Here is a 21,399-nt window from a genome sequence, read left to right on the forward strand (position 1 = left end):
CATGAATTCGGACATCGTCGATCTGCGCTCCTTCTACGCAACCACGCTCGGCCGCATCGCCGAGCGGTCGATCGCGATGGCGCTTGCCTCGATATGGGCCAGGCTTCCCGACGAGCGCCTGGTCGGGCTCGGCTACACGCTGCCGTGGCTCGACCGCTTCGGCGCCGATGCAGAGCGCGTCTTCGCCTTCATGCCCGCGACGCAGGGAGCGGTCGTCTGGCCCGCCAATGGGCCTTCGGCGACGGCGCTGGTCTTCGACGAGGAACTGCCGCTGGTCGATTCCTCCGTCGACCGGATGCTGCTGGTCCATTCGCTCGAACATGCCGAAAACCCGCGCGAGACATTGAAGGAGATCTGGCGCGTGCTGGCGCCGGCCGGCCGGGTCGTCATCGTGGCGCCAAACCGCCGCGGCATCTGGGCGCGCTTCGAGCACACGCCCTTCGGCACCGGCCGGCCTTTCTCGCGCGCCCAGCTCAACGCGCTGCTGCGCGAGGCGAATTTCACCCCGTCGGCATGGTCGGAGGCGCTGCTCTTCCCGCCTTCGAAACGGCGCTGGGTGCTGCGCTTCCATAGCCTCCTCGAACGCACCGGCCGGCGCTGCTGGCCAATCTTTTCCGGCGTCATCGTGGTCGAGGCGCAGAAGCGGCTCTATCAGGGCCTGCCTGTCGCCAAGCGCGCCTCGCGTCGTGTCTTCGTGCCGGTGCTCACGCCTCAGGGGGCCCAGACCGCCAGGGTGCCGCCGGCGCTCTGACGGGCCGCGGCCGGGCCTGTGCATGGCGGCCGGTACGCTCTATCGTCTCGGCCATGAAAGCGGCGCTGACCTTGCTTCTTTGGCTCGCTTGCCAATGGCCGCTCCCGGCCCACGCCGACGCCATTCCGGTCGACCTGGAACTGGTGCTGGCCGTGGACGTGTCGGAATCGATGGACCCGGAAGAGTTCGCCATCCAGCGCGCCGGTTACGCAGCGGCGCTTCGCCATCCCGGCTTCATCCGCGCCGTGCTCTCGGGTCCGAACGGCCGCATCGCTCTCAGCTATTTCGAATGGGCGGGGACCGTCCGCCGGCGATCCATTGTGCCCTGGCAGGTGATCGACAGCGCCGACAGCGCGCGGGCCTTCGCCGAGATGCTCGAGGCCCTACCGGCGGGCGTGTTCAGGGGCACGTCGATCTCCGCGGCCCTGGATTTCGGCACATCGTCGATCGAGACGAACGGCTTCGACGGCGCGCGGCTCGTGATCGACATTTCGGGCGACGGTCCCAATAATTTCGGCGGTCCGGTGGAACAGGCGCGCGACGCGGCGGTCAGCAGCGGCATCGTCGTGAACGGCCTGCCGATCCTGATCCGGCCATCGCCGATCTTCCCGGCGATCGACAGCTATTACGCCGAATGTGTGACCGGTGGCCCGGGCTCGTTTGTCCTGCCGATCCGCACGACTGCGGAATTCGCGACGGCCATCCGCCGGAAGCTCATCCTGGAAGTAAGCGGCGCCTCGCCCGATCCGCAGGTCATTCCGGCGCAGGCGAATGCCCCGGTCGACTGCCTGATCGGCGAGCGCACGAGGCAGCGGCTATCGGACCGGTTTTATCCGGAACTGGACAGGTAAGGTTTGAGATAATTCGCCCGCAGAATGCAATTTCTGCCGCTGCTTACAGGCTGAGTTCGCTATGCGAGCCCAATCTTACCAGTTCAAGAGTTTCGGCGTCTGGCACGCGGTAGATGAGAACGAGGTCGGGCCGGATATGGCAATCTCGGTGATCGCTCCATGTCCCCGTCAACGCATGATCGCGATATTTTTCAGCCAGCGGGACATCCGTAGCCAGAAGGGTTATGATCGCCAGCAGGTCCTTATCCAGCTGTTGTCGATGCCGCCCTTTCGCCTCGCGTTTGTAGTCCCGTTTGAAACGCGTGGTGCGCCTAATCGTCCGCATGGAGATCCGCCAGCAGATCCTCCACTTTGCCGACAGTGACGAGATCGCCGCGCCGCGCGGCTTTCATCGCTTCGATTGTCTCTGCATTGGGAACCAGCGGATCGAAAGGCAAGGCTTTCTCGGCGACCGTCCGCACCAGCATCATGCGTACGGCGTCAGACACGGTCAGCCCGGCCGCGCCGAGAATGGCGGTGGCCTCTTCCTTGACCCGCTCGTCGATACGGGCGCGAACTACCGCGTTTGCCGGCATGATAATTCTCCTGTTGGGCTACAATGTAGCCCACGCCAAGCCTAGCTTCAAGTGCGCCTACAGCCGCAGCGGAAATAACAGTCTGCTGATGGTGGTGGCTAGGAGACCGTTCACGACATGACGGGTTGCGGGGCTTCGCCGATCTTCTCGAGGTCGTATGCCGTGGTCTGATAGACCTGATTGATCCAGTTGCCGAAGAGCAGATGGGCGTGAGAGCGCCAGCGGTTGAGCGGCGGGCGGGCAGGATCGTCATCGGGGTAGTATTCGTGCGGCACTTCGATCGGCACGCCGGCGGCTATGTCGCGGTCATATTCCTCCTTGAGCGAGGTGGAGTCGTATTCGATGTGGTTGAACATATAGAGTCGGTTGCCGGTCGCTTCGGCGAGCAGACAGGGTCCGGTTTCGTCCGAATCCATGAGCATTTCCAACCCCGAGCCGACGGGAATGTCGGCGGCGCGCACCTCCGTCCAACGCGAGACGGGAATGGCGAAGTCGTCCGAGAAGCCGGCAAGGTACGGCGAGGCGGGAGCGTTGTTGCGGTGCCGGAAGACGCCGAAGGCTTTTTTCTCGAGCGTGTGTTTCGGGACACCGTGGAAATGCCGCGCAGCGGCCATCGCCCCCCAGCAGATGAAGAAGGAAGAGTGGACATGCGAGGTCGTCCACTCGAAGATGCGCGTCAGTTCCTCCCAATAAGTGACCTCTTCGAAGGGCAACAGTTCCACCGGCGCACCGGTGACGATGAAGCCGTCAAACTTGCGCTCCGCCACCTCTTCCCAGGTCTGGTAGAAGGTAATGAGATGGTCCTCGGACGTGTTCTTGGCCCTGTGATTGCCAATACGCACCAGCGTCAGTTCCACCTGAAGCGGCGAGGCGCCGATCAGTCTCGCGATTTGGGTCTCCGTGCGGATCTTGTTGGGCATGAGGTTCAGGAGCCCGATCTGCAGCGGGCGTATGTCCTGACGCAGCGCCGTCCGCTCATCCATGACGGATACGCCCTCGCGGACGAGTATTCCGTGTGCGGGGAGCTGATCGTGAATCTTGATCGGCATTGTACAAGCTCCAAAACAAAAAAACCGGCAGCGAAATCGCGGCCGGTTCCGGACTTGTTCGCGGCCCTTTAGCAATTTCTTTAACGTGGCTGCAAGCCGACCGGCCAAATCACCACGACGTAGGATGGCTTTTACGGCGCGTGGCCCTTTGCGTCAACGGGAAAGCTTTGCTAGAGGCAGTCGGCCCCAACGGCTCCATTCGACGGAAACATCCGATGACCGATCAGCAGCGACCGCAGCCCAAGCCAGGCGTCATGGACATCGCCGCCTACGTGCCGGGCAAGAGCGCTGCACCCGCCGGCGTCGCCAAGGTGCACAAGCTGTCGTCGAACGAAAACCCGCTCGGCGCTTCGCCTGCCGCCATCGAGGCCGCGCGCGACGTTGCCAGCCGGCTTGAATTCTATCCGGACGGCTCCGCCACCAGGCTGCGCGAAGCGATCGCTGAGGCGCATGGGCTGAACCCGGCGAACATCGTCTGCTCCAACGGGTCGGACGAGATCATCGGCCTGCTCGCCCAGAGCTATCTACAGCCGGGCGACGAGGGCGTGTTCACCGAGCACGGCTTCCTGGTCTATCGCATCTATATCCAGGCGGCCGGCGCGGTGCCGGTGGTCGTGAAGGAGACGAACGAGACCGCCGATGTCGACGCGATCCTGGCGGCCGTGACGCCCAAAACGAAGGTCGTCTTCCTGGCCAATCCCAACAATCCGACGGGCACCTACATCCCGTTCGAGGAAGTGCGGCGGCTGCATGCCGGCCTGCCCAAGCACGTGCTGCTGGTGCTTGACGCGGCCTATGCCGAATATGTCCGCCGCAACGACTATGAATCCGGCATAGAGCTGGTCTCCTCGTCGCAGAACGTGGTGATGACCCGCACTTTCTCGAAGATCCACGGCCTCGGCGGCGTGCGTGTCGGCTGGGCATATGCGCCGGCCCATGTCGTCGATGCGCTGAACCGCATGCGCGGACCGTTCAACGTCAATGCCGTGGCGATCGAGGCGGGCGCTGCCGCGATGCGCGACCGCGCCCATGTCGAGCGCACCGTCGCTCACAATGAAAAGTGGCTTGGCTGGCTCAGCGAGGAATTGCCGAAACTCGGCCTGCGCGTCACGCCCAGCGTCGGCAATTTCGTCCTCATCCACTTCCCGGCGGACGAGAAGCACTCGGCGGCCGCTGCCGACGACTATCTGACGGCGCGCGGCTATATTCTGCGCCGGGTCGCGGCCTATGGTTTGCCCGATGCGTTGCGCATGACCGTCGGCACCGAAGAGGCCAATCGCGGCGTGGTCGCCGCACTCGCCGAATTCCTGAAAAGCTGAACGAAAATGTCCGGACCCATATTTGAAAAGATCGCCCTTGTGGGCATCGGCCTGATCGGCTCGTCTCTGGCGCGGGTGATCCGCCGCGAGAAACTGGCCGGCCATATCGCAATCTCGACACGCAGCGCCGCCACGCTCGATCGGGCGGAGGAACTCGGCCTCGGCGATAGCTACTCGACCGACGCGGCGGAAGCGGTGAAAGATGCCGACCTCGTCATCATCTCCGTGCCGGTCGGCTCGTCAGGCGAGGTCGCCGCGCAGATTGCGCCGGCGTTGAAAGCCGGCGCCATCGTCACCGATGTCGGCTCGACCAAGCGTTCGGTGATCGCGCAGATCGAGCCGCATATGCCGGCGAATGTGCATTTCATTCCCGGCCACCCGCTGGCCGGCACGGAAAAATCCGGGCCGGACGCGGGCTTTGCCGACCTGTTCGAGAATCGCTGGTGCATCTTCACGCCGCTGCCGGGCACCGATGCCGCGGCGCTCGAAAAACTGTCCGAATTCTGGAGGCGCTGCGGTTCAGACATCGACACGATGGACCCCGAGCACCACGACATGGTGCTGGCCATCGTCTCGCACCTGCCGCACATCATTGCCTACAACATCGTCGGCACGGCAGACGACCTCGAAGCTGTCACCAAGACCGAGGTGATCAAATACTCGGCGTCCGGCTTTCGCGACTTCACCCGCCTTGCTGCCTCCGATCCGACCATGTGGCGCGACGTCTGCCTGCACAACAAGGACGCGATCCTCGAAATGCTGGCGCGATTTTCGGAGGACCTCGCCTCTTTGCAGCGCGCCATACGCTGGGGCGACGGCGAAAAGCTGTTCGACATGTTCACCCGCACCCGCGCCGTGCGCCGCTCGATCATCGAGGCGGGCCAGGATATCGACGTGCCCGATTTCGGCCGCCAGGCGATCGAGCATCCGGATGTGCTCGCGGCCCAGCCGAAATCGTGAGTTTTCGCGGGCACCAGGCATCCTCGGCTCAGTTTGCGCTGCCCCTCACCTGCCTGCCGGCATCCTCTCCCCGTAAGAACGGGGAGAGGAGAGGACGGTCGCAACGCTGACGCCACCCTCTCCCCGTCCTTTACGGGGAGAGGGTAAGGGTGAGGGGCAGCTTCTATTTAGCCAGAACACCCTGGTGCACGACAAATCCCGGGGCGGATTCAATCGTCCGGCAGTCCCGGGTCGGTTTCGGCCAGTGATTTCCCGTTCCTGAACGCCACCCACCAGGCGCTGAGCTTCGGGTAATCGCCGAGAGCAGCGGCTCCTTCATCGGCAACCGTGAAATACGCGGTCATCGCGCCGAGATGAACGTCGGCGAGGGTCAGCCGGTCGCCGACCAGGAAATCGCCGCCACCGGCGATCGATTCCAGCGCGGCCAGCACCTTGCGGGAGCGCGTCAAGCCTTCGGCGATCACCGCCTCGTCGGGCGTTCTGCGCTGCGCGTTGAAGACGCGCTGCGAAAACACCTGCCGCACCATCGGCCAGTAGCCGTAGGAATCGGCTATGGCGATGATCTGGTTCATCCGCGCCCTTTCGCGCGGCGCTTCGGGCTGAAGGCTCGGTCCGTCAAAAGCGTCGTCGATGTATCGGGTGTTGGCTGTGGTTTCGTAGAGTACGAAGCCGTCATGGTCGAGCGTCGGCACGCGCCCGAACGGATTGAGAGCGAGATAATCCGCCGGGATTTCGTCGGCGAAGGGATCGATCTCGACATGGCTCCAGGCGACGCCCTTTTCCAGCATCGTCATCCGGGCGATGCGCAGATAAACGCTGTAGCTGTAGCCGTGGAGCGTGACCGCCATGCCGCTCAGGCGTCGCCCTTGACCACCCCGACGAAGGGCAGTTCGCGGAAGGCGTGGGCGACGTCCATGCCGTAGCCGACGACGAAATAATCCGGGCAGTCGAAGCCGACATAGTCGGCGTTGAGCGTGGTCTGGCGGCGCATGCGCTTGTCGAGCAGCACGGCGATGGAACAGCTTTTGGCGCCGCGGGAAAGCATCAGATCGCGGGTGAAGGAAAGCGTCTTGCCGGATTCGAGGATGTCGTCGATCAGGAGCACGTCGCGGCCCTTGACCTCGTTGTCGATGTCGCGGAGCACGCGGACCTCGCCGCTGGTCGTGCCCGTGCCGTAGCTGGAAATGAAGATGAACTCGACCTCGGGCGACAGGCCGACATCGTGCATGGCGCGGATCAGGTCGGCGGCGAAGATGAACGAGCCCTTCAGCACCGAGATGACCAGAAGGTCGGTGTAGTCGTGGGCGGCGATCTCCTTGGCGAGTTCGAGATTGCGCCGCGCGATTGTCGAGGCGGAGAACAGCACCTCGATTTCCTTGCCGCGAACGATTGGCATGATCAGTTCCTACTCGCCGAATGTGACCGAAACGGTCTTCACCCCGCTTTTAGGCACGTCGAGCCTGCTCGAAAAGGCGAAACGTTCGCCGGGCCTCATTTGGCGTGCGTATGTCCCCAGTTTGTAGCTGGTCACGCGACCGTCATTGGAGGCGATGCGGATTTCGAGCGGCGGCAGCGCCGCAGTCCCTTCGCCATCATTGGCGGCATGGCCGTCGACATGCAGGAACCTCTTTTCGCCGGCGGTCTTGATGCGCGACGAAACGCCTGAAATCGTCAGTGCGGCGGCTGGCTTCGGCGCCGCATGGTGGATCAGAGCGTGACCGCCGGAGACCCAGAAGGCAGCGGCGACGGCGGCCATGCCAAAAATCCAGAATATCGGCCCGCCGCGCACCGGACCCGTGGCGATGTCGCCACCGGCGCGGCGCAGCATCGCCATGCCGCCCGCAGACGGCGTGGGGACGGCGGGAAATCTGGAGCGGTCGGGGTCGCGTTCGGGCGGCGAGACGATCTCGTAGTCGGCGTCGATTATGTCGTCGAACGCCGTAACGGCGCCCGACGGCAGGGCATGCGCCGCCCTGCCGGCCATGATTTCGCCGGAAACCGGGCGTGCGGTGCGTTGGTCTGCCATGGATGCCGGCCAGCCTTCGATCGTCCCCTGTTGCGGAGGTAAACGGAATTGGTTAACGCTTCGCTGCCGCCGGGCGGATATGGGGCCAAAACCGCAGAAAATTAACCGCCGGTTAACCATGCGGACCGATGGTCGATCGAGACAGGCAGCCCGCATTCGGCGCCCCAAGCATCCAGGGTTCATGAGTTGATTCGCTTCGAGAATGTCGGCCTGCGTTACGGAATGGGTCCGGAGATTCTCCGCGACATCTCCTTCCACATCCCGCAGCGCTCGTTCCAGTTCCTGAGCGGACCTTCGGGAGCCGGCAAGACGACGCTTCTGCGGCTTCTGTTCCTGTCGCTCAAGCCCACGCGTGGGCTGATAAATGTCTTCGGCAAGGACCGCTCGCGCATCACCAGGCATGAACTGCCGATGCTGCGCCGGCGCATCGGCGTGGTGTTCCAGGATTTCCGCCTGCTCGACCATATGACCACCTACGAGAATGTTGCGCTGCCGCTGCGCGTGCGCGGACGCGAGGAAGCGAGCTACCGCACCGACGTGATCGAGCTGCTGAAATGGGTAGGCCTCGGCGAGCGCATGCATGTGCTGCCGCCGGTGCTATCGGGCGGCGAGAAGCAGCGCGCGGCTATCGCCCGGGCGCTTATCGAGCAGCCCGAGATCCTGCTTGCCGACGAGCCGACGGGCAATGTCGATCCGCCGCTGGCGCGTCGATTGCTGCGGCTGTTCATCGAGCTCAACCGGCTCGGCACGGCCGTGGTGATCGCCACCCACGATCTCGGCCTGATGGAACAGGTCGATGCGCGCCGCATGATCCTGTCCGGCGGGAGGCTCGACATCTATGACTGAACTGGCCGAGCAGCATGACGGGCAGGGCGCCGACGAGGCGAAGCCGGCCAGCGAGCGCGCCCAGCGCAAGATGGCGCCCATCGTGCCGTCACAGAACATCGCCGGACGGGCGCTGATCTCCGTCATCGCCATCATGACCTTCCTGTCCTGCCTGACGCTCGGCGCGGTCACGCTGGTGCGCGACACGGCGTCGATGTGGGAAAATCAGATCGCGCGCGAGGCGACGATCCAGATCAAGCCCTCGGAGGGGCTCGACATGGAGGCCGCACTCGCCGCAGCCCAGCGCATTGCCAGCGAGTTCGCCGGCGTGCGCGCCGCCCGCATCGTCGACCGCGCGGCGACGGCGCGGCTGCTCGAACCCTGGCTCGGCGCCGGGCTCAACATCGACGAACTGCCGGTGCCGCGGCTGGTCATCGTGACCATAGACGAGGACAGCCCGCCCGACTTCGCGTCCATGCGGGCCATGCTCGCCGCGGAAGTCCCGAGCGCCATGCTCGACGACCACCGCACCTGGGTTGACCGGCTGGTCGCCATGGCGCGAACCACCGTCACGCTCGGCGTGGCTGTGCTGGTGCTGATGCTGTCTGCAACTGTGCTGTCCGTGGTGTTCGCCACGCGCGGCGCCATGGCCGGCAACGGCCACATCATCGAGGTGCTGCATTTCGTCGGCGCCGAGGCGCGCTTCATCGCCACCGAATTCCGGCACCACTTCCTGCTCACCGGCATGAAGGGCGCGGCCGTGGGCGGCCTGGCGGCCGTCGTCGTGTTCATCGTGTTTTCCTGGTGGTCGTCGATGAACCTTGCCACGCCCGAAGCCGACCAGGCGACGGCGCTGTTCGGCAATTTCGCCATAGGCGTCACCGGCTATGCCGGCGTGGCGCTGGTGGTGGCGGTGGTCGGCGCGCTGACGGCCGCGACTTCGCATTTTACGGTCGTGACCTATTTAAGCGACATAGATGTCGGCCGCCCGGATGGAGGCTGACCATGTGCAGAACCGGTGCACGACGTGCGATGGCACTGTTCAAGACGGTGATTCGGAGTTAACCATCATATGGTGAACGGGCCGAACTCGACCGATGCGACTGCCGCCGCCGGAAACGGCGGCAAGGGGCGTGATGGCCCAAAAAAGCTCCGCCTCGTTTCTCTCCTTCGCATTGCCGCATTTTCGCTCGCGGGGGCGGCTGTCCTGTTCGCCGCGGGCTTCGGCCTGTTTGCCAGCCACATAAGCGGTATGGCCACGCCCGAGGACCTGCCCAGAGCCGACGCGATCATCGTGCTCACCGGCGGACAGGCTCGAATCGACGCCGGCCTCGAGCTGCTGAAATCCGGCAAGGGCGAGCGGCTGTTGATCAGCGGCGTCAACCCGGTTGCCGACCGCGACGAACTCCGAGCCGCGACCGGAGCGGACAGGGCACTGTTCTCCTGTTGCGTCGACATCGACCATGCCGCGCTGGACACGATCGGCAACGCCGAAGAGAGCGCCAAATGGGTGCGCAGCCACCATTACGGCAGCGTCATTCTGGTCACCAACAACTACCATATGCCGCGCAGCCTTCTGGAAATGGGCCGGTATATCGGCGACGCCGAGCTGCAGCCCTATCCGGTCGTCAACACCAGGCTGGACAATGGCGGCTGGGTAACCAAGCCGGGCGCGCTCCGGGTGCTGTTCACCGAATACAACAAATATCTCGTGGCGCTGGCGCGCGGCGTCGTGCCGGTGCGCACGGGCAGCGAAGACATCGCCACCGCCTCGTCGGCCGGTTTTGGTCCCCGCTGAGACGCATTTTCCTTTTCCCGGCACTTGGTGTAACCAGCGGGCGCGTCCCTCGATCAGGCCCTTTCATGCTGCAAATCCGCTCGCTGGCTTTCAATATCGCCTTCTATCTCAGCCTGATCCTCCAGATGATCTTCTGGACGCCCTACTACTTCCTGTCGCCGCGCCATCGCGCCTGGTACGTGCCGAAATTCTGGGCGAAGTCGAGCCTGTGGCTGCAGGAGAAGATCGCCGGCACGAAGAGCGAGATCACCGGCCTCGAAAACCTGCCGGAAGGCTCGTACATACTGGCGCCGAAACACCAGTCGTTCTGGGATACGATCGCCTTCCTGCCGCACATCCCAGACGCGCTCTACATATTGAAGCGGGAACTGACCTGGATCCCCTTTTTCGGCTGGTACATCATGAAGATGCGGATGATCCCGGTCGACAGGGGGAGCCGATCGAAGGCGTTGAAGGCGGTGATCGCCGCAACCCGGGCGGAACTTGCGAGGAACAGCCGACAGCTCATCATCTATCCGGAAGGCACGCGCCGCGCGCCGGGCGACGAACCGGCCTACAAATGGGGCATCGTCGAGCTCTACGCGCAACTTGACGTACCTGTGGTGCCCGTCGCGCATGTCGCGGGCCTCTATTGGCCGCGCCGCAAGTTCCTGCGCTATCCCGGCACGATCAAGGCGCGGTTCCTGCCGCCGATCCCGCCCGGTCTCGAAAAGGATGAATTCATGCGGCGGCTGGTTGCCGAGACCGAAGCCGCCTGCGACCAGTTCCTGATCGAGGCGGCGCATTCGGAGAACCCGCCGCCCATGCCGCCGACGGCGGTGAAGCGGTTGAGGGAGCTGGGAGTGGGGATCAGCGAGCAGTCAACCGCCCACTAAGCTGGCTTCAATCTAAACATCCCCTTCGACAATCGCTCTCGCCTCTGCCTTGATCGGCTTGTACTTGAACGTGGCGCAGATGATCCCGTGGTCGTTGGTGCCGGTTTCCTTGTGATTGTCGAAGTTCAGATGATCGTTGTTGACGGTCATCCCATCGAACATCCAGACACGTTTTCTGCTGTTGTCGTAAAATTCCTCGCTGACCAGAATGTGGTCGAGCGACTCCATGACGTCCTGGTGGATGTGCGTGTAATATACGTCCCTCGTGTTGCGGTACTCCTGGAGGGTCTGGGCGGTGTAGAGGCTGATGTCGCCGCCGCCGACCGAATCGCCGACGAGATATCGCGGCTGCTCCGTCAGTATGTTGGCCGTGTTGCTGTGCTGGCCGTCATTGATGTCCCCGAGCACGATGACCGGCGTGCCGGTGCCTTTCATCTGTTCGGACAGCATGAAGCGCAGCGCCGCCGCCTCCGCGGTTCTTCGAATGGTGGAGATCGCCGAACCCAGGCCAGTCACGTGCTTCTTGTAAGTGGCTTCGTCGGCCCTGAACCAACTCTCACGGAATACTTTCGTCGGCGCTTTCGACTTGAAATGACAGACATAGACATGCACGTCATCGAGCGCTTCACGCGGCTTGATCGTAAAATGGAGCACGGGCCGCGAAAAGCTGTCGATGTCGACGCGGATCTCCGGAGTCTGCGGATCGTCTCCCGAGCTTTGCAGGACGAACTTGTCGGGGAAATTGACGATCCAGTCGGGGTCGCTGCTCATCAATCCCTTGCGCACGATTGCGGCGCAGACGATGCGCTCCCCGGTCGCGCCCGGCGGCGCAACAACGTCGTATTCGCCGGCGAGGCCGGAAGCCTCCACCGCCCGGTTGATCGAAGACGCGTGCCACAATTCCTGAAACCCGAATATGTCGGGCCGAAGCATGCGGATTACGCGCATCGTCCAGTCGATCTTCAGGTCGTATTCGGCCTGCGACCAGCCGTTCCTGTCCGTGTAGACAGGCATGCTCGGTTCGTTGAGGTTGTAAAGATTGAAGGTTCCGACAGTTAGCCGCTTAAGGTTCATATTCTTCCCCGCTTGCGACTTCACAACTATATTCGAAGTTTGTGACAGGCGTGTATAGTAACATCGGAAATACGATTTAACAACGCAGCTTCATGGTTCGCAGGTTCAAGAAGGTATTCTTCTAAATCTTATGCTGAGATCAGGTCCTGTCCGGATCGACAGCCAGCCTGGCCCCCACCGCCTCCAGCCAGTGATCCCTGATGCCCAGCGCCTCGAGGTGCTGGAGCGTGTTCATCACATAATCCTCGTTCGGTCCCGACTGGCCGACCGAACCCGACACGATCGAGGCGGCGTGCTCCTCATCGAGATTGCCGGCATATTGCGCGTGAGCGCGGTCGACGATGTAGGTCACAGCCTGCGCGATATCGCCGCTCGCCAGCCGCACCGGCAGGGTGCGTTCGAGATAGACACTGGTGACCAGTTCGCGCTCGCGCAGATAGTCCAGAACCTCGCCGCGCAATTCGCCCGGCACCCGGAAAGCGAGGCCGACGCAGGAGCCGCCGCGGTCCAGCCCGAGCACAAGGCCGGGGCGATCGGGCGTGCCGCGATGCACGAAGGAGCGCACGCAGAGCGAGCGGCGGAAGCCGAAAAGCCGGGCGCGTTGCGTCTCGATATGAGCGAAACCGGGACGCCAGATCAGCGAGCCATAGCCAAAAACCCAAAAATCGCCCATATCGCCAAGCCAACTCCGACCGAAGCATCCGTTCGGCCATACGTAACGCATGATTACGAAGCGTGGGAACGGGATTCCCGAACACGCCGAGACAAAGGATAGAGCCACAGCATGCCGTCATCCGACAGGAAAAAGCCCAATTACAGCCGCCGCTTCTTCTGGCTCGGCGTGTTCATCGTCGTGCTTTTCGGCGGCTACAGCCTCGGCTGGTTCTGGCTCGCCGGCAGGCTGGAGGCGGAGGCGAAGGCCTCGATCGCCGCGCTCAACGGCGGCGGCGTTGAAGCCGACTGCGCCAACCCGACCGCGCGCGGCTATCCGTTCCGCATCGGCCTCTACTGCGACAGCGTCGCATTCTCGGACGCAGCGCAGGGTATCAGCCTGTCGGCGGGAAGCTTCCGCTCGGCCGGCCAGATCTACGATCCGATGCGGCTCGTCGCTGAACTTGACGGCCCGGCAAGCATCGACAGCGCGAAGGCCGGCGTCTTCGCGCTCGATTGGGACAATCTGCGCGCCAGCGCCCGGCTCTCGACGCCATTGCCGCAAAGGCTGTCGCTGGAGGGGGTGCAGTTGAAGGCTGCGACGGCCAATGGCGCGCCGTTGCTTGCCGCCGAAGCCTTCCAGGCGCATATGCGGCCCAACGAGCAGAATCTCGACCTTGCCGGCAGCTTCAGCGGCCTGGCGCTCGATGCGAGCCTGCTCGACGGCCGCAAGGTGCCGCCGCTGTCGGGCCAGTCCGACATCACCATCAATGACGGTGTCCGGCTGCTCGGCGAAAGGGTGAAGGATCTGCGCGGACAGTCGGGCACGATCCGCGAACTGGCTCTGTCCACAGGGGAGGAGACCGGCGTGACGCTGAGCGGGCCGTTTTCGGTCGACGATGCCGGCCTGATCGACGCCAATCTGAACATTACCATCCGCGACCCGAAGGGGTTGTCGGCGGTTCTCGGCGAGGCGGTTCCCGAAAAACGCGATCAGATCGAGCAGGCCTTTTCCGGGCTGGCGATGCTCGGCAACGCGCCGTCGCTGCCGCTGAGGATCGCCAAGGGCAAGGCCTCGCTCGGCTTCATCCCCCTCGGCCAGATTCCGCCGCTGCCGGCCCGCTAGGAGTGCGCATACCGCCTTACGTCGGCGGTCCCTTCGGTGCGAACACCGAAATCGCCTTCGGCCTGATGCGGAAATGCGCCGGGGTGTAGGTGCTGAGCTCGCCATCGGTGTTGACGGCGCGGCGGCGGCTGGTGCGGATCGTCACCTCGGTGGTCTGGAAGGCCCGCACATCGTTCCAGCGGCCATGCGTGCCCTTTCTCAGGCTCGGCAGCAGCGCCAGAAGCCGCCACCAATGGTCGACTTCGAGGCTGTAGAAATCGAGCTTGCCATCGTCGGCGGTGGCGGTTTCCTCCACGGTCATGCCGCCGCCATAGTGCCGGCCATTGCCGACGGAGATCTGCATGGTGCGGAGCCGTTCGGTGGTGCCGTCATGGTCGAGATGGGCGGTGAACAGCCGAGACCGCGCCAGTATGCGCGCCGCCGCGATGGCGTAGCCGAGCTTGCCCCAGCGCTTCTTGGCGTGCTCGGTCAGGTCGCTCGCCAGTTCCGCGCTGAAGCCGATGCTGGCGACGTTGAAGAAGAAATGCCCGTTGACCTCGCCGAGATCCATCGGCCGCGGCTCTGCGGTGGCGATCAGCTCCGCGGCCTTCACCGGATCGGCCGGAATGCCGACCGTGCGGGCGAAATCGTTCGCCGTGCCGAGCGGGAGAACGCCGAGCGGCAGCCCGGTGTCGACCAGTCCTGGTGCTGCCGCGTTGAGCGTGCCGTCGCCGCCGCCGATGATGACGAAATCGCATTCGGCTTTGTGCGCCCTGATCAGGCCGGCGATGGTCTCGTCCTCGCCGACCTTGACCTCGGTCACCGCGATGCGGCGCTCTTCCAGCACCTTCACCGCCGAGGCGATCGAGCCTGTGCCGCGCCGGGCGCGCGGATTGACGATGAGCAGAGCCTTCTTCGGGGCTTTGGGTTTTTTCAAGGGATTCCGCCGTGACTGGTTGTGGACGACGGTAGATAGGGGTGAGATGCGGCTGAAAAAAGTGCGCGCCTACGCCGCGACCCGGGATGCGGGCCGGGCGTTCAGCGCGAACAGGCCCGCACCGATGATGAGCGCCGCGCCGACGACTGTCGTTTCCCGCGGTATTTCGGCGAAGAACAGAATGCCCCAAAGCGGCGTCCACAATATGCCGGTATATTCGAACGTTGCGACGCTGTTGGCCGGTGCCAGCCGGTAGGCCTGGCTGAGCAGGATCATCCCGACCGGCGCGACAAAGCCGCACGCGCCCATCATCAGGAGATCGCCCGTCGCCGGCCAAACCCAGGGCCGCACGAGAAACTGCAGGCTTGGATGGGCGGCGTTCTCTATCCCGGCGGAGGCGAAAAGGCCCGCCGCGAGCGTTGCGCCGACCAGATAGACTGCGTTCTGGTAGAATGTCATGACCGTCGAGGATTCCGTATCGCCGAGCTTACGCGCCATCAGTTGCGAAAGGGCGTAGAGAGCCGCCGAAGCAAGCGACAGCAGCGCCGCCCAGTCGAACAGGCCCGCGCCGGGCCGCAGCATCACCAGCACCCCGGCCAGGCCGACCAGCACGGTGGCCAGCGTCTGCCGGGAGACACGCTCGCCGAGATAGGGACCTGCCATCGCCATGATGAACAGAGGGGCCATGAAATACAGCGCAATCGCTTCTGCGAGCGGCAGGGCGGCTACGGCCAGGTAGTAGGCGGTGTAGGAGGAAAACAGGATCGTCGCCCGCAGGGTCAACAGGAGGAAGCGCCGCGAAAACAGCGCACCAAGCCCGACATCCATGTGCACGACCGCAAGCAGGATCGGCAACGCGACGATCGACCGGATCGCCATCACCTGGGTGAGGGGATAGGCGCCCGAAACCGCCTTGATCAGCGGGTCCTGCAGTGAGAACACCAGAACCCCGAAGCAGAGGCTGACGATGCCGAGGGTAGTGCGGTTCTGCATTGATCCCTGCCGACGAGCGTGTTGGACGAAATATTGCCCCGCCCCCGTTGCCGGAGACACTTTTGTGGCGCCACCAGCTACGACCGGCCAAAAAGAACCCGCGGCCGGTTTCGGCAGCGGGCTTGAGTGAGGAAAGGCGACTATCGCTCGTCGATTGACATGTTGCCAACGAATAGGAATGATGCCTGTCATCAGCATTCCTTATGATGCGCGGGCATGGGCATTCATCTCGACAGCGATCTTTTGCGAACATTCGTGGCCGTTGCCGAGACGGGCAATTTCACGCGCGCCGCCGACCAGGTCAGGCGCACGCAGTCCGCGGTTTCCATGCAGATCAAACGGCTCGAGGAGACCGTCGGGGCAGCGCTTTTCGAGCGCGGTCCGCGCGGCGTGCTCCTCACCCGCAAGGGCAGTGAGTTGATCGCCAATGCGCGCCGCATCGTGGCCCTCCTCGATGAGACGGCGGCGTCGCTCCATACTGCGCCGCTCGACGGGCCGGTGCGGATCGGCATTCCGGAGGAGTACAGCTATTCGATCCTCGCCAAGGCGCTCGGGGCCTTTTCGAGGCGGCATTCGAAGGTCGAGATCACGGTCAAATACGCCCATTCGGCCAGCCAGATGGTCGCGCTCGCCAATGGCGAACTCGACCTCGCTGTCGTGTTCGAATGGCAGGACTATTCGGAGGGTGAGGTCCTGATGCGCGACCCGACTGTATGGGTCACCTCGACGCTGCATTCCGCGCATGAGGAGACGCCATTGCCGGTGGCGCTCTACAGCCGCGCCGGCTGGTGCAAGGATTTCGCCATTAAATCGCTGGAGCAGAGCGGCCTTGCCTACCGCATCGCCTATACCAGCGACACCACCGGCGGGCTGAAGCTTGCCGTCGCATCCGGCCTGGCCGTGGCGCCGTTGTCGCGCAGCAACATTCCCGCCGATTGCCGCGAACTGACCACCGCCGACGGGTTTGGTGACATCGATTCCTCCAACGTCGTGCTCCACCGCGCGGCCGGCGCGCGCAGCGAGGCAATAGACGGCATGGCCGACGCGATCCGCGAGGCGTTTTCGTCGCAGGTGGTGGCCATCGTATAAGTTCCTCCCGACACCGCTCCTGACAGAGAGCTGTCAGGAGGCGCCTGCTATGCCTAGATTGTCGAGCTGCTTGCAAGGAGATGACGATGATCAAATTCTACCATGCGCCCTGGTCCCGCTCGTCCAGCGTCCACTGGCTTCTGGAGGAGTTGGGCCAGCCCTTCGAGATCGAGCCGGTGGACATACGCGCGCCGGGCGGTGTGCCGGAGGGCTACCGCGAGATCCAGCCCAACAAGAAGGTGCCGGCAATCGTCGATGACGGCACGGTCGTCACCGAGCGCGCCGCGATCTGTCTCTATCTCACCGAAAAATTCCCGGAGGCCGGGCTGGCGCCGGCGGTCGGCGACGACAACCGCGCGACCTTTTTGACCTGGCTTGTCTATTGCGATTCCGTGTTCGATCCGTGCGTGGCCGCGCGGGCGCAGGGCTGGGAATATGTTGCCAACAATTTCTCGTTCGGCGCCTTCGACGACATGGTTCGCAATCTGGAAAAGACGCTCGCCGAACGGCCCTACATCGCCGGCGAAAAATTCACCGCCGCCGATACGCAACTCGGCAGCGGCATCCACTTCGCCACCCATATTCTTGGCGTGCTGCCGAAGAAACAGGTTTTCGACGATTATCTCGGCCGCGTCACGGCCCGCCCGGCCTTCCAGCGCTTCATGGCGAAGGACGCGGCGGCGATGGGCGGTAGTGCATGACAGGCATGCGCCTGCGGACTCTGTCGGCCCTGCTTACGACAATGCGCGCGGACGATCCTCGTAATATTCCAAGCTCGCGCTGTCGAATTCGATAGCGGCGCCCCTCAGTATCGCGCGCTCCGCCAGTTTCTCGACAATGTCCTCCAGGGCGACGTTTTCCACCTCGTTCCGCTTTCGGATTTGCTCGGCCAGAACGGAAATGTTGGCAATTCCGAAGTCGCGGATCGCAAACTCCAGAGTCCGGACAATATCCTCGTTCAATCGGTTGGAGAATGTCGTCTTCATGGCTTCACCATTCATAAGCTGCTTTCCAGAGCATGCGCCCATACTTCCGCCAAATCAAGGATGCGTAAAAAATTATTTAATAAAAACAAATAGTTAGCAATCAAATACATTGAGGGCATGAGCGCCAAACCTGCTATCGCCGCTTGACGCAAATTTCGCACTTTCGCCCCCCAAGTAGCTTCTTGCTAAAAAGACGCCGGATACCTAAGTTACTAACTCTATGGCTTTGTCTTGATTTGAGGATGGGACATGTCACAGCTTGAGCGAGCCGAGCGCTTGCAGATCATGTTGAATGCCGAGGAACTCGAGGCTCTGGAAAACTGGCGGTTCGAGAAACGTATGCCGAGCAGGGCGGCGGCGGTACGAGAGTTGCTGCGCCGCGGCCTCACGGCTGATGGGTTCATCACCGCCGGAACGGGTGTCAAATCCCAGGATTTCGGCGTGGTGCCGACCACCGGCATTGATCCGGGCGACGGTCCCGAACCGGCATAGTTCCGAGAACCGGGATAGCGCCATCAGGCCATGAGCCGAGCCGGTTTCGGCGTGCGGGCTTATCCGGATGAATCAACCAGCTTTCGGCTTCGGCCGGCGCTGGTATTCCGCCGTCTCCTCGAAGAAGTGCAGCCGGTTGCCGAACGGATCGGTGACCGACACTTCGCGCGTCTTCCACGGCGTCTCCTCCAGGCCGGGCTTGGCGAAGCGATAGTCGCTGGCCCGCAATTCGCGATGCAGGCCGGCGATGTCCTGGACGCGGATGCGAACGGCCGAGCCCGGCGAGGCGTCGCCATAATGCTCGCTCAGATGCAGCGCGCAACCGTCGCGCGCGACTTCCATGTAGAGCGGCGAGTTCTCCCCGAAGCGGTGCTCCCACTCAACCTCGAAGCCGAGGAAGCCGACATAGAATTCGTGCGCCTTGGCGATATCGAAGATACGCAGGATGGGCGTGACCGCGCCGAGGGTGGGCATGGGCGATGATCCTGGATTGTGACTGCCGGTCGGGGTTCAGGTCAGATCGAGTCGCCATTTGCAGGCAGGCCCCACACTGAATTCAATTCAGCTCCAGCAGCCGCTCAAGATATTCCTTCTCCAGCGCCGGCGATAGTGCATTGCCGAGCCGCTTGCGGATGGCTTCGAGGATCTGGCGGGCGCGCTGCACGTCGATCTCGTCGGGCACCTCGACCGAATTGCCGAAATCCGGGCCGGTGGTGGCGCGCGGGCGGCCGAGCGGGTCGCGATCGGCGTTCTGCTGGCGGCCACCTTCCTGGCCTTCGCCCTGGTCGCCCTGCATCGCCTGCTGCATCTGCTGCATCATGTCCTGGGCGCCTCTGCGCAGCGCCTCCAGCGCACGGCCCTGCTCGCCGACCGCGCGTTCGCCCTCGCCTTCGCCGAGCGCGCCTTCGGCCTCGCCCATCGCCTCGCCGGCCTCGCCAAATCCTTCGCCGGGCTGGATGCCCATGCCTTCGAGACCCTTCATCAGGCCTTCAAGATCGCCCTGCAACTGGCCCTGGCCTTCCTGGAGTTGCTTCAGCGCCTCGGCGAATTCCTCGGGCGTCATGCCAGGCTGCTGGCCGCCGGGCTGCTGTCCCTGCCCCTGCTGGCCTTGCTGGCCTTGTTGGCCTTGCTGACCTTGTTGGCCCTGTTCGCCATTCTGCCCGCGCTGCTGCTGGCCGCGCTGCATCTGGTCCATGCGGAAGGTCTCGTTCATCATCTCCTGCTGGCGGCGCATGATCTCGCCCAGCTTGTCCATCTGCTGGCGCATCTCGCTCTGCTGGCCGTTCTGTCCCTGCTGCTGTTGCTGGCGGCCGGCTTGCAGATTGTTCATCATGTCCTGAAGCTGCGCCAGAAGGTCCTTGGCCTGCTCGCGGTTGCCGGATTTCGCCAGATTCTCGATCTGGTCCATCATCCGTTCGAGATCGCTCTGGCGAAGTTCCTGACCCGGCTGCATTTCCGGCATTGCGAGGTTCGGGTCGCGCGCAGCGCGCTCGGCGAATTCGCGCAGGAATTCGTTCATCGCCTCGCGCAGTTCCTTCATCAGCTTGTCGATTTCCTCGTCGCTGGCGCCGTCCTCCAGCGCCTGCTTGAGCGCTTCCTGCGCCTGGCGCAGCCGCTTCTCGGCCGCCGAGAGGTCGCCGTCCTCGATCTGCAGCGCCATCTGCCAGAGATAGTCGGCAACCTCGCGCAACTGGTCGTCGGTCGACGCCATTTCGAGCTTGGTGCGGCCGGTCATGATGCCGAGATAGTGCGACAGGTTTTCGAACGTGTCTTCCGGCCGCAGCGTGACCGCATCGATAAGCTCGATCACATGGGGCACACGGTTGGCGTCCAGCGACATGATCTTGCGCCATTCCACGACCGCCCTGGCGAGCGGGTTGGAGAAAGGCCGCTCCGGCAGCGCAATCGTCTTGGTCTCGCTGGTCGCCTCCTGGCCGGCATGGTCGACCGCCTTCAGCGTCAGCTCCACGCCCGAACCGGCCCAGACATGCTCGGTCAGATCGCGGTTCGCCTTGCCGGCGACGCTGCCGCGGCGCGGAATGGCCAGCGGCATTTCCGGCGCCTTGTAGAGCGGCCGCGCGCCTTCGGCGGGTTTTTCGGTCAGCGCGAACTCGGCTCTGGCCGAGGCCGCGCCGTAATCGTCCTCGATTTCGTAATGGAGCTCGAACGCGCCGTTCACAGCGCGCTTCGGCTCGTCGGAGAAGCGGATCACCGGCGCCTGATCCGGTATCACGGTGAAAGCCCAGCTTTCGAGCTCATCCTCGCCCGAGCGCAGCGCCAGCACGCCGTCGCTGGCAAGCTTCGCCGCGAACTGCCGCGCTCCGGCGTTGACGCCGTCGGCCGCCGGCTTCGGCGCATCGGCGGCGGGTGTTCCGGTGGCTGGCGCGCCAGCGGGCGCGATCTCGCGCATATTGCCAACTGCGTCGGTGAACACCAGGGCCTCGTCGCCAGGGCCGCCGGTCACACGCAGGGTCAGGTCGCTGCCTTCCGGCACCGTCACCGGGCCCTGGGCGCGGTCGGCGTCGGCGGTCAGGAAGATCGGCGCCTTGCCGGTATAGGGCGGCGGCGTCACCCAGGCGTCGATGCGCGGCGGGATCGTCTCGCGCGCCGCATGCGCCCTGAAACCGTCGTCGAGGCTGCCGCCGAAGGGTCCGAACGAGAAAGCGAAAGCGACGAAGAGCAGCAGGGCTGCCGCGGCGCGAAGGCCCCACGGGTCACGCTCCGGCACGCGGGTGCGCGGCAGGTCGCCGCCGACCCCGCCGAGGCGCTCGGCCATGCGCTTCTGGTGCTCGCGCCACAGCGCCTGCGAGAAATTGGTTTCCTTGCCACTCAGCCGGTCCGTCTGCACCAGAACGGGCGTATGCTGGAGTTCATTGGCCGCCTCGATGCGCCGGTCGATCTCGGCCGGCGTCGGCTTTTTGAAGAAGCGCAGCGGATAGAGCGAGGCCAGTGCCGCCAGCGCCAGCAGCGCCAGCACCGCGAAACGGGCGATGTCGGGCATGATCCGGAAAACGCCGAGCCAGGAGAGGCTGGCGAACAAGCC

At 64.0% G+C, this 21,399-nt stretch carries 25 protein-coding genes and 1 riboswitch; of the genes, 12 read left to right on the top strand and 13 right to left on the bottom strand.

The genetic code is table 11. The features are described from left to right. The first annotated feature begins 1 nt into the window (after position 1). A complete protein-coding gene (locus tag MAXJ12_RS06690; RefSeq protein ID WP_008835039.1) occupies positions 2-751 on the top strand; it encodes a class I SAM-dependent methyltransferase in 750 nt (249 codons plus the stop codon). Between the two features lie 53 nt (positions 752-804). After that, entirely contained in the window at positions 805-1,602 is a 798-nt protein-coding gene (locus MAXJ12_RS06695; RefSeq protein ID WP_008835040.1) for a DUF1194 domain-containing protein, read from the top strand. Between the two features lie 43 nt (positions 1,603-1,645). On the opposite strand, the gene MAXJ12_RS06700 is transcribed toward MAXJ12_RS06695, so the two are convergent. The 3 genes from MAXJ12_RS06700 to metA form a co-directional block, all read right to left on the bottom strand. Beyond that, complete coding sequence (locus MAXJ12_RS06700; RefSeq protein WP_008835041.1) at positions 1,646-1,927, bottom strand: type II toxin-antitoxin system YafQ family toxin; 282 nt, start codon at positions 1,925-1,927, stop codon at positions 1,646-1,648. Next, entirely contained in the window at positions 1,914-2,177 is a 264-nt protein-coding gene (locus MAXJ12_RS06705; RefSeq protein WP_008835042.1) for a type II toxin-antitoxin system RelB/DinJ family antitoxin, read from the bottom strand. The genes MAXJ12_RS06700 and MAXJ12_RS06705 overlap by 14 nt, the downstream gene beginning before the upstream one ends. Positions 2,178-2,287: 110 nt before the next feature. Next, positions 2,288-3,226 carry a homoserine O-acetyltransferase MetA gene (gene metA, locus MAXJ12_RS06710; RefSeq protein ID WP_008835043.1) on the bottom strand — a complete coding sequence of 313 codons (939 nt, stop codon included), beginning with the start codon at positions 3,224-3,226 and terminating at the stop codon, positions 2,288-2,290. 48 nt (positions 3,227-3,274) lie between these two features. After that, positions 3,275-3,352, bottom strand: a riboswitch (SAM riboswitch). 89 nt (positions 3,353-3,441) lie between these two features. On the opposite strand from metA, the gene hisC reads away from it, so the two are divergent. Beyond that, complete coding sequence (gene hisC / locus MAXJ12_RS06715) at positions 3,442-4,545, top strand: histidinol-phosphate transaminase (protein ID WP_008835044.1); 1,104 nt, start codon at positions 3,442-3,444, stop codon at positions 4,543-4,545. Between the two features lie 6 nt (positions 4,546-4,551). Further along, positions 4,552-5,505 carry a prephenate/arogenate dehydrogenase family protein gene (locus MAXJ12_RS06720; protein ID WP_008835045.1) on the top strand — a complete coding sequence of 318 codons (954 nt, stop codon included), beginning with the start codon at positions 4,552-4,554 and terminating at the stop codon, positions 5,503-5,505. A gap of 209 nt (positions 5,506-5,714) precedes the next feature. Here the strand turns inward: MAXJ12_RS06720 and MAXJ12_RS06725 are convergent, their stop codons facing one another. From MAXJ12_RS06725 to MAXJ12_RS06735, 3 genes are read right to left on the bottom strand one after another with little or no spacing between them, the layout of a single operon-like run. Next, complete coding sequence (locus MAXJ12_RS06725; protein ID WP_008835046.1) at positions 5,715-6,353, bottom strand: glutathione S-transferase family protein; 639 nt, start codon at positions 6,351-6,353, stop codon at positions 5,715-5,717. Between the two features lie 5 nt (positions 6,354-6,358). Next, positions 6,359-6,901, bottom strand: a complete 543-nt coding sequence (gene hpt, locus MAXJ12_RS06730; RefSeq protein WP_008835047.1) for a hypoxanthine phosphoribosyltransferase — start codon at positions 6,899-6,901, stop codon at positions 6,359-6,361. A 9-nt stretch (positions 6,902-6,910) separates the two neighbouring features. Then, positions 6,911-7,531 (bottom strand): hypothetical protein, encoded by a 621-nt coding sequence (locus MAXJ12_RS06735; RefSeq protein ID WP_008835048.1) that lies wholly within the window; start codon positions 7,529-7,531, stop codon positions 6,911-6,913. 186 nt (positions 7,532-7,717) lie between these two features. On the opposite strand from MAXJ12_RS06735, the gene ftsE reads away from it, so the two are divergent. The 4 genes from ftsE to MAXJ12_RS06755 all read left to right on the top strand — a co-directional run bounded on the left by ftsE (position 7,718) and on the right by MAXJ12_RS06755 (position 11,029). Next, positions 7,718-8,377 (top strand): cell division ATP-binding protein FtsE, encoded by a 660-nt coding sequence (gene ftsE, locus MAXJ12_RS06740; RefSeq protein ID WP_008835049.1) that lies wholly within the window; start codon positions 7,718-7,720, stop codon positions 8,375-8,377. After that, a complete protein-coding gene (locus MAXJ12_RS06745; RefSeq protein ID WP_008835050.1) occupies positions 8,370-9,359 on the top strand; it encodes a cell division protein FtsX in 990 nt (329 codons plus the stop codon). The genes ftsE and MAXJ12_RS06745 overlap by 8 nt, the downstream gene beginning before the upstream one ends. Before the next feature lie 69 nt (positions 9,360-9,428). Then, complete coding sequence (locus MAXJ12_RS06750; protein WP_008835051.1) at positions 9,429-10,154, top strand: YdcF family protein; 726 nt, start codon at positions 9,429-9,431, stop codon at positions 10,152-10,154. A gap of 65 nt (positions 10,155-10,219) precedes the next feature. Further along, entirely contained in the window at positions 10,220-11,029 is an 810-nt protein-coding gene (locus MAXJ12_RS06755; protein ID WP_008835052.1) for a lysophospholipid acyltransferase family protein, read from the top strand. Positions 11,030-11,041: 12 nt separating this feature from the next. Here MAXJ12_RS06755 and MAXJ12_RS06760 read toward each other — a convergent pair whose 3' ends face one another. Then, a complete protein-coding gene (locus MAXJ12_RS06760; protein ID WP_244421450.1) occupies positions 11,042-12,043 on the bottom strand; it encodes an endonuclease/exonuclease/phosphatase family protein in 1,002 nt (333 codons plus the stop codon). Between the two features lie 199 nt (positions 12,044-12,242). Then, positions 12,243-12,776, bottom strand: coding sequence for a gamma-glutamylcyclotransferase (locus MAXJ12_RS06765; protein ID WP_008835054.1), 534 nt, complete (start codon positions 12,774-12,776; stop codon positions 12,243-12,245). 111 nt (positions 12,777-12,887) lie between these two features. Here MAXJ12_RS06765 and MAXJ12_RS06770 point away from each other — a divergent pair, with 111 nt between their 5' ends. Next, positions 12,888-13,880 (top strand): DUF2125 domain-containing protein, encoded by a 993-nt coding sequence (locus tag MAXJ12_RS06770; protein ID WP_008835055.1) that lies wholly within the window; start codon positions 12,888-12,890, stop codon positions 13,878-13,880. 16 nt (positions 13,881-13,896) lie between these two features. Here the strand turns inward: MAXJ12_RS06770 and MAXJ12_RS06775 are convergent, their stop codons facing one another. Both MAXJ12_RS06775 and MAXJ12_RS06780 read right to left on the bottom strand, forming a co-directional pair. Beyond that, on the bottom strand, positions 13,897-14,796 hold the full coding sequence (locus MAXJ12_RS06775) for a lipid kinase (protein ID WP_008835056.1): 900 nt from the start codon (positions 14,794-14,796) through the stop codon (positions 13,897-13,899). 69 nt (positions 14,797-14,865) lie between these two features. After that, entirely contained in the window at positions 14,866-15,789 is a 924-nt protein-coding gene (locus MAXJ12_RS06780; protein ID WP_008835057.1) for a DMT family transporter, read from the bottom strand. A gap of 216 nt (positions 15,790-16,005) precedes the next feature. Between MAXJ12_RS06780 and MAXJ12_RS06785 the strand changes: the two genes are divergently transcribed. Then, positions 16,006-16,878, top strand: a complete 873-nt coding sequence (locus MAXJ12_RS06785) for a LysR family transcriptional regulator (RefSeq protein WP_008835058.1) — start codon at positions 16,006-16,008, stop codon at positions 16,876-16,878. A gap of 86 nt (positions 16,879-16,964) precedes the next feature. Continuing rightward, positions 16,965-17,579 (top strand): glutathione S-transferase family protein, encoded by a 615-nt coding sequence (locus MAXJ12_RS06790; protein WP_008835059.1) that lies wholly within the window; start codon positions 16,965-16,967, stop codon positions 17,577-17,579. A 33-nt stretch (positions 17,580-17,612) separates the two neighbouring features. Here the strand turns inward: MAXJ12_RS06790 and MAXJ12_RS06795 are convergent, their stop codons facing one another. Then, positions 17,613-17,879, bottom strand: coding sequence for a hypothetical protein (locus MAXJ12_RS06795; protein WP_008835060.1), 267 nt, complete (start codon positions 17,877-17,879; stop codon positions 17,613-17,615). Between the two features lie 234 nt (positions 17,880-18,113). Here MAXJ12_RS06795 and MAXJ12_RS06800 point away from each other — a divergent pair, with 234 nt between their 5' ends. Further along, positions 18,114-18,356, top strand: a complete 243-nt coding sequence (locus tag MAXJ12_RS06800; protein ID WP_008835061.1) for a hypothetical protein — start codon at positions 18,114-18,116, stop codon at positions 18,354-18,356. A 72-nt stretch (positions 18,357-18,428) separates the two neighbouring features. On the opposite strand, the gene MAXJ12_RS06805 is transcribed toward MAXJ12_RS06800, so the two are convergent. Further along, positions 18,429-18,830 carry a glyoxalase superfamily protein gene (locus MAXJ12_RS06805; protein WP_008835062.1) on the bottom strand — a complete coding sequence of 134 codons (402 nt, stop codon included), beginning with the start codon at positions 18,828-18,830 and terminating at the stop codon, positions 18,429-18,431. 82 nt (positions 18,831-18,912) lie between these two features. Continuing rightward, on the bottom strand, positions 18,913-21,396 hold the full coding sequence (locus MAXJ12_RS06810) for a TIGR02302 family protein (RefSeq protein ID WP_244421451.1): 2,484 nt from the start codon (positions 21,394-21,396) through the stop codon (positions 18,913-18,915). Positions 21,397-21,399: the final 3 nt, after the last annotated feature.

The organism is Mesorhizobium alhagi CCNWXJ12-2, from assembly GCF_000236565.1.
In the GTDB taxonomy this organism is placed as follows: Bacteria; Pseudomonadota; Alphaproteobacteria; order Rhizobiales; family Rhizobiaceae; genus Allomesorhizobium; species Allomesorhizobium alhagi.

Coding starts and splice junctions, on each gene's coding strand:
- MAXJ12_RS06770 (WP_008835055.1), top strand. CDS start 12,888: ATGCCGTCATCCGACAGGAAAAAGCCCAATTACAGCCGCCGCTTCTTC.
- MAXJ12_RS06785 (WP_008835058.1), top strand. CDS start 16,006: ATGGGCATTCATCTCGACAGCGATCTTTTGCGAACATTCGTGGCCGTT.
- MAXJ12_RS06795 (WP_008835060.1), bottom strand. CDS start 17,879: ATGAATGGTGAAGCCATGAAGACGACATTCTCCAACCGATTGAACGAG.
- MAXJ12_RS06765 (WP_008835054.1), bottom strand. CDS start 12,776: ATGGGCGATTTTTGGGTTTTTGGCTATGGCTCGCTGATCTGGCGTCCC.
- MAXJ12_RS06760 (WP_244421450.1), bottom strand. CDS start 12,043: ATGCCTGTCTACACGGACAGGAACGGCTGGTCGCAGGCCGAATACGAC.
- MAXJ12_RS06690 (WP_008835039.1), top strand. CDS start 2: ATGAATTCGGACATCGTCGATCTGCGCTCCTTCTACGCAACCACGCTC.
- MAXJ12_RS06800 (WP_008835061.1), top strand. CDS start 18,114: ATGTCACAGCTTGAGCGAGCCGAGCGCTTGCAGATCATGTTGAATGCC.
- MAXJ12_RS06805 (WP_008835062.1), bottom strand. CDS start 18,830: ATGCCCACCCTCGGCGCGGTCACGCCCATCCTGCGTATCTTCGATATC.
- MAXJ12_RS06700 (WP_008835041.1), bottom strand. CDS start 1,927: ATGCGGACGATTAGGCGCACCACGCGTTTCAAACGGGACTACAAACGC.
- MAXJ12_RS06750 (WP_008835051.1), top strand. CDS start 9,429: ATGGTGAACGGGCCGAACTCGACCGATGCGACTGCCGCCGCCGGAAAC.
- hisC (WP_008835044.1), top strand. CDS start 3,442: ATGACCGATCAGCAGCGACCGCAGCCCAAGCCAGGCGTCATGGACATC.
- MAXJ12_RS06780 (WP_008835057.1), bottom strand. CDS start 15,789: ATGCAGAACCGCACTACCCTCGGCATCGTCAGCCTCTGCTTCGGGGTT.
- MAXJ12_RS06695 (WP_008835040.1), top strand. CDS start 805: ATGAAAGCGGCGCTGACCTTGCTTCTTTGGCTCGCTTGCCAATGGCCG.
- MAXJ12_RS06725 (WP_008835046.1), bottom strand. CDS start 6,353: ATGGCGGTCACGCTCCACGGCTACAGCTACAGCGTTTATCTGCGCATC.
- MAXJ12_RS06720 (WP_008835045.1), top strand. CDS start 4,552: ATGTCCGGACCCATATTTGAAAAGATCGCCCTTGTGGGCATCGGCCTG.
- MAXJ12_RS06705 (WP_008835042.1), bottom strand. CDS start 2,177: ATGCCGGCAAACGCGGTAGTTCGCGCCCGTATCGACGAGCGGGTCAAG.
- hpt (WP_008835047.1), bottom strand. CDS start 6,901: ATGCCAATCGTTCGCGGCAAGGAAATCGAGGTGCTGTTCTCCGCCTCG.
- metA (WP_008835043.1), bottom strand. CDS start 3,226: ATGCCGATCAAGATTCACGATCAGCTCCCCGCACACGGAATACTCGTC.
- MAXJ12_RS06735 (WP_008835048.1), bottom strand. CDS start 7,531: ATGGCAGACCAACGCACCGCACGCCCGGTTTCCGGCGAAATCATGGCC.
- MAXJ12_RS06745 (WP_008835050.1), top strand. CDS start 8,370: ATGACTGAACTGGCCGAGCAGCATGACGGGCAGGGCGCCGACGAGGCG.
- MAXJ12_RS06790 (WP_008835059.1), top strand. CDS start 16,965: ATGATCAAATTCTACCATGCGCCCTGGTCCCGCTCGTCCAGCGTCCAC.
- MAXJ12_RS06755 (WP_008835052.1), top strand. CDS start 10,220: ATGCTGCAAATCCGCTCGCTGGCTTTCAATATCGCCTTCTATCTCAGC.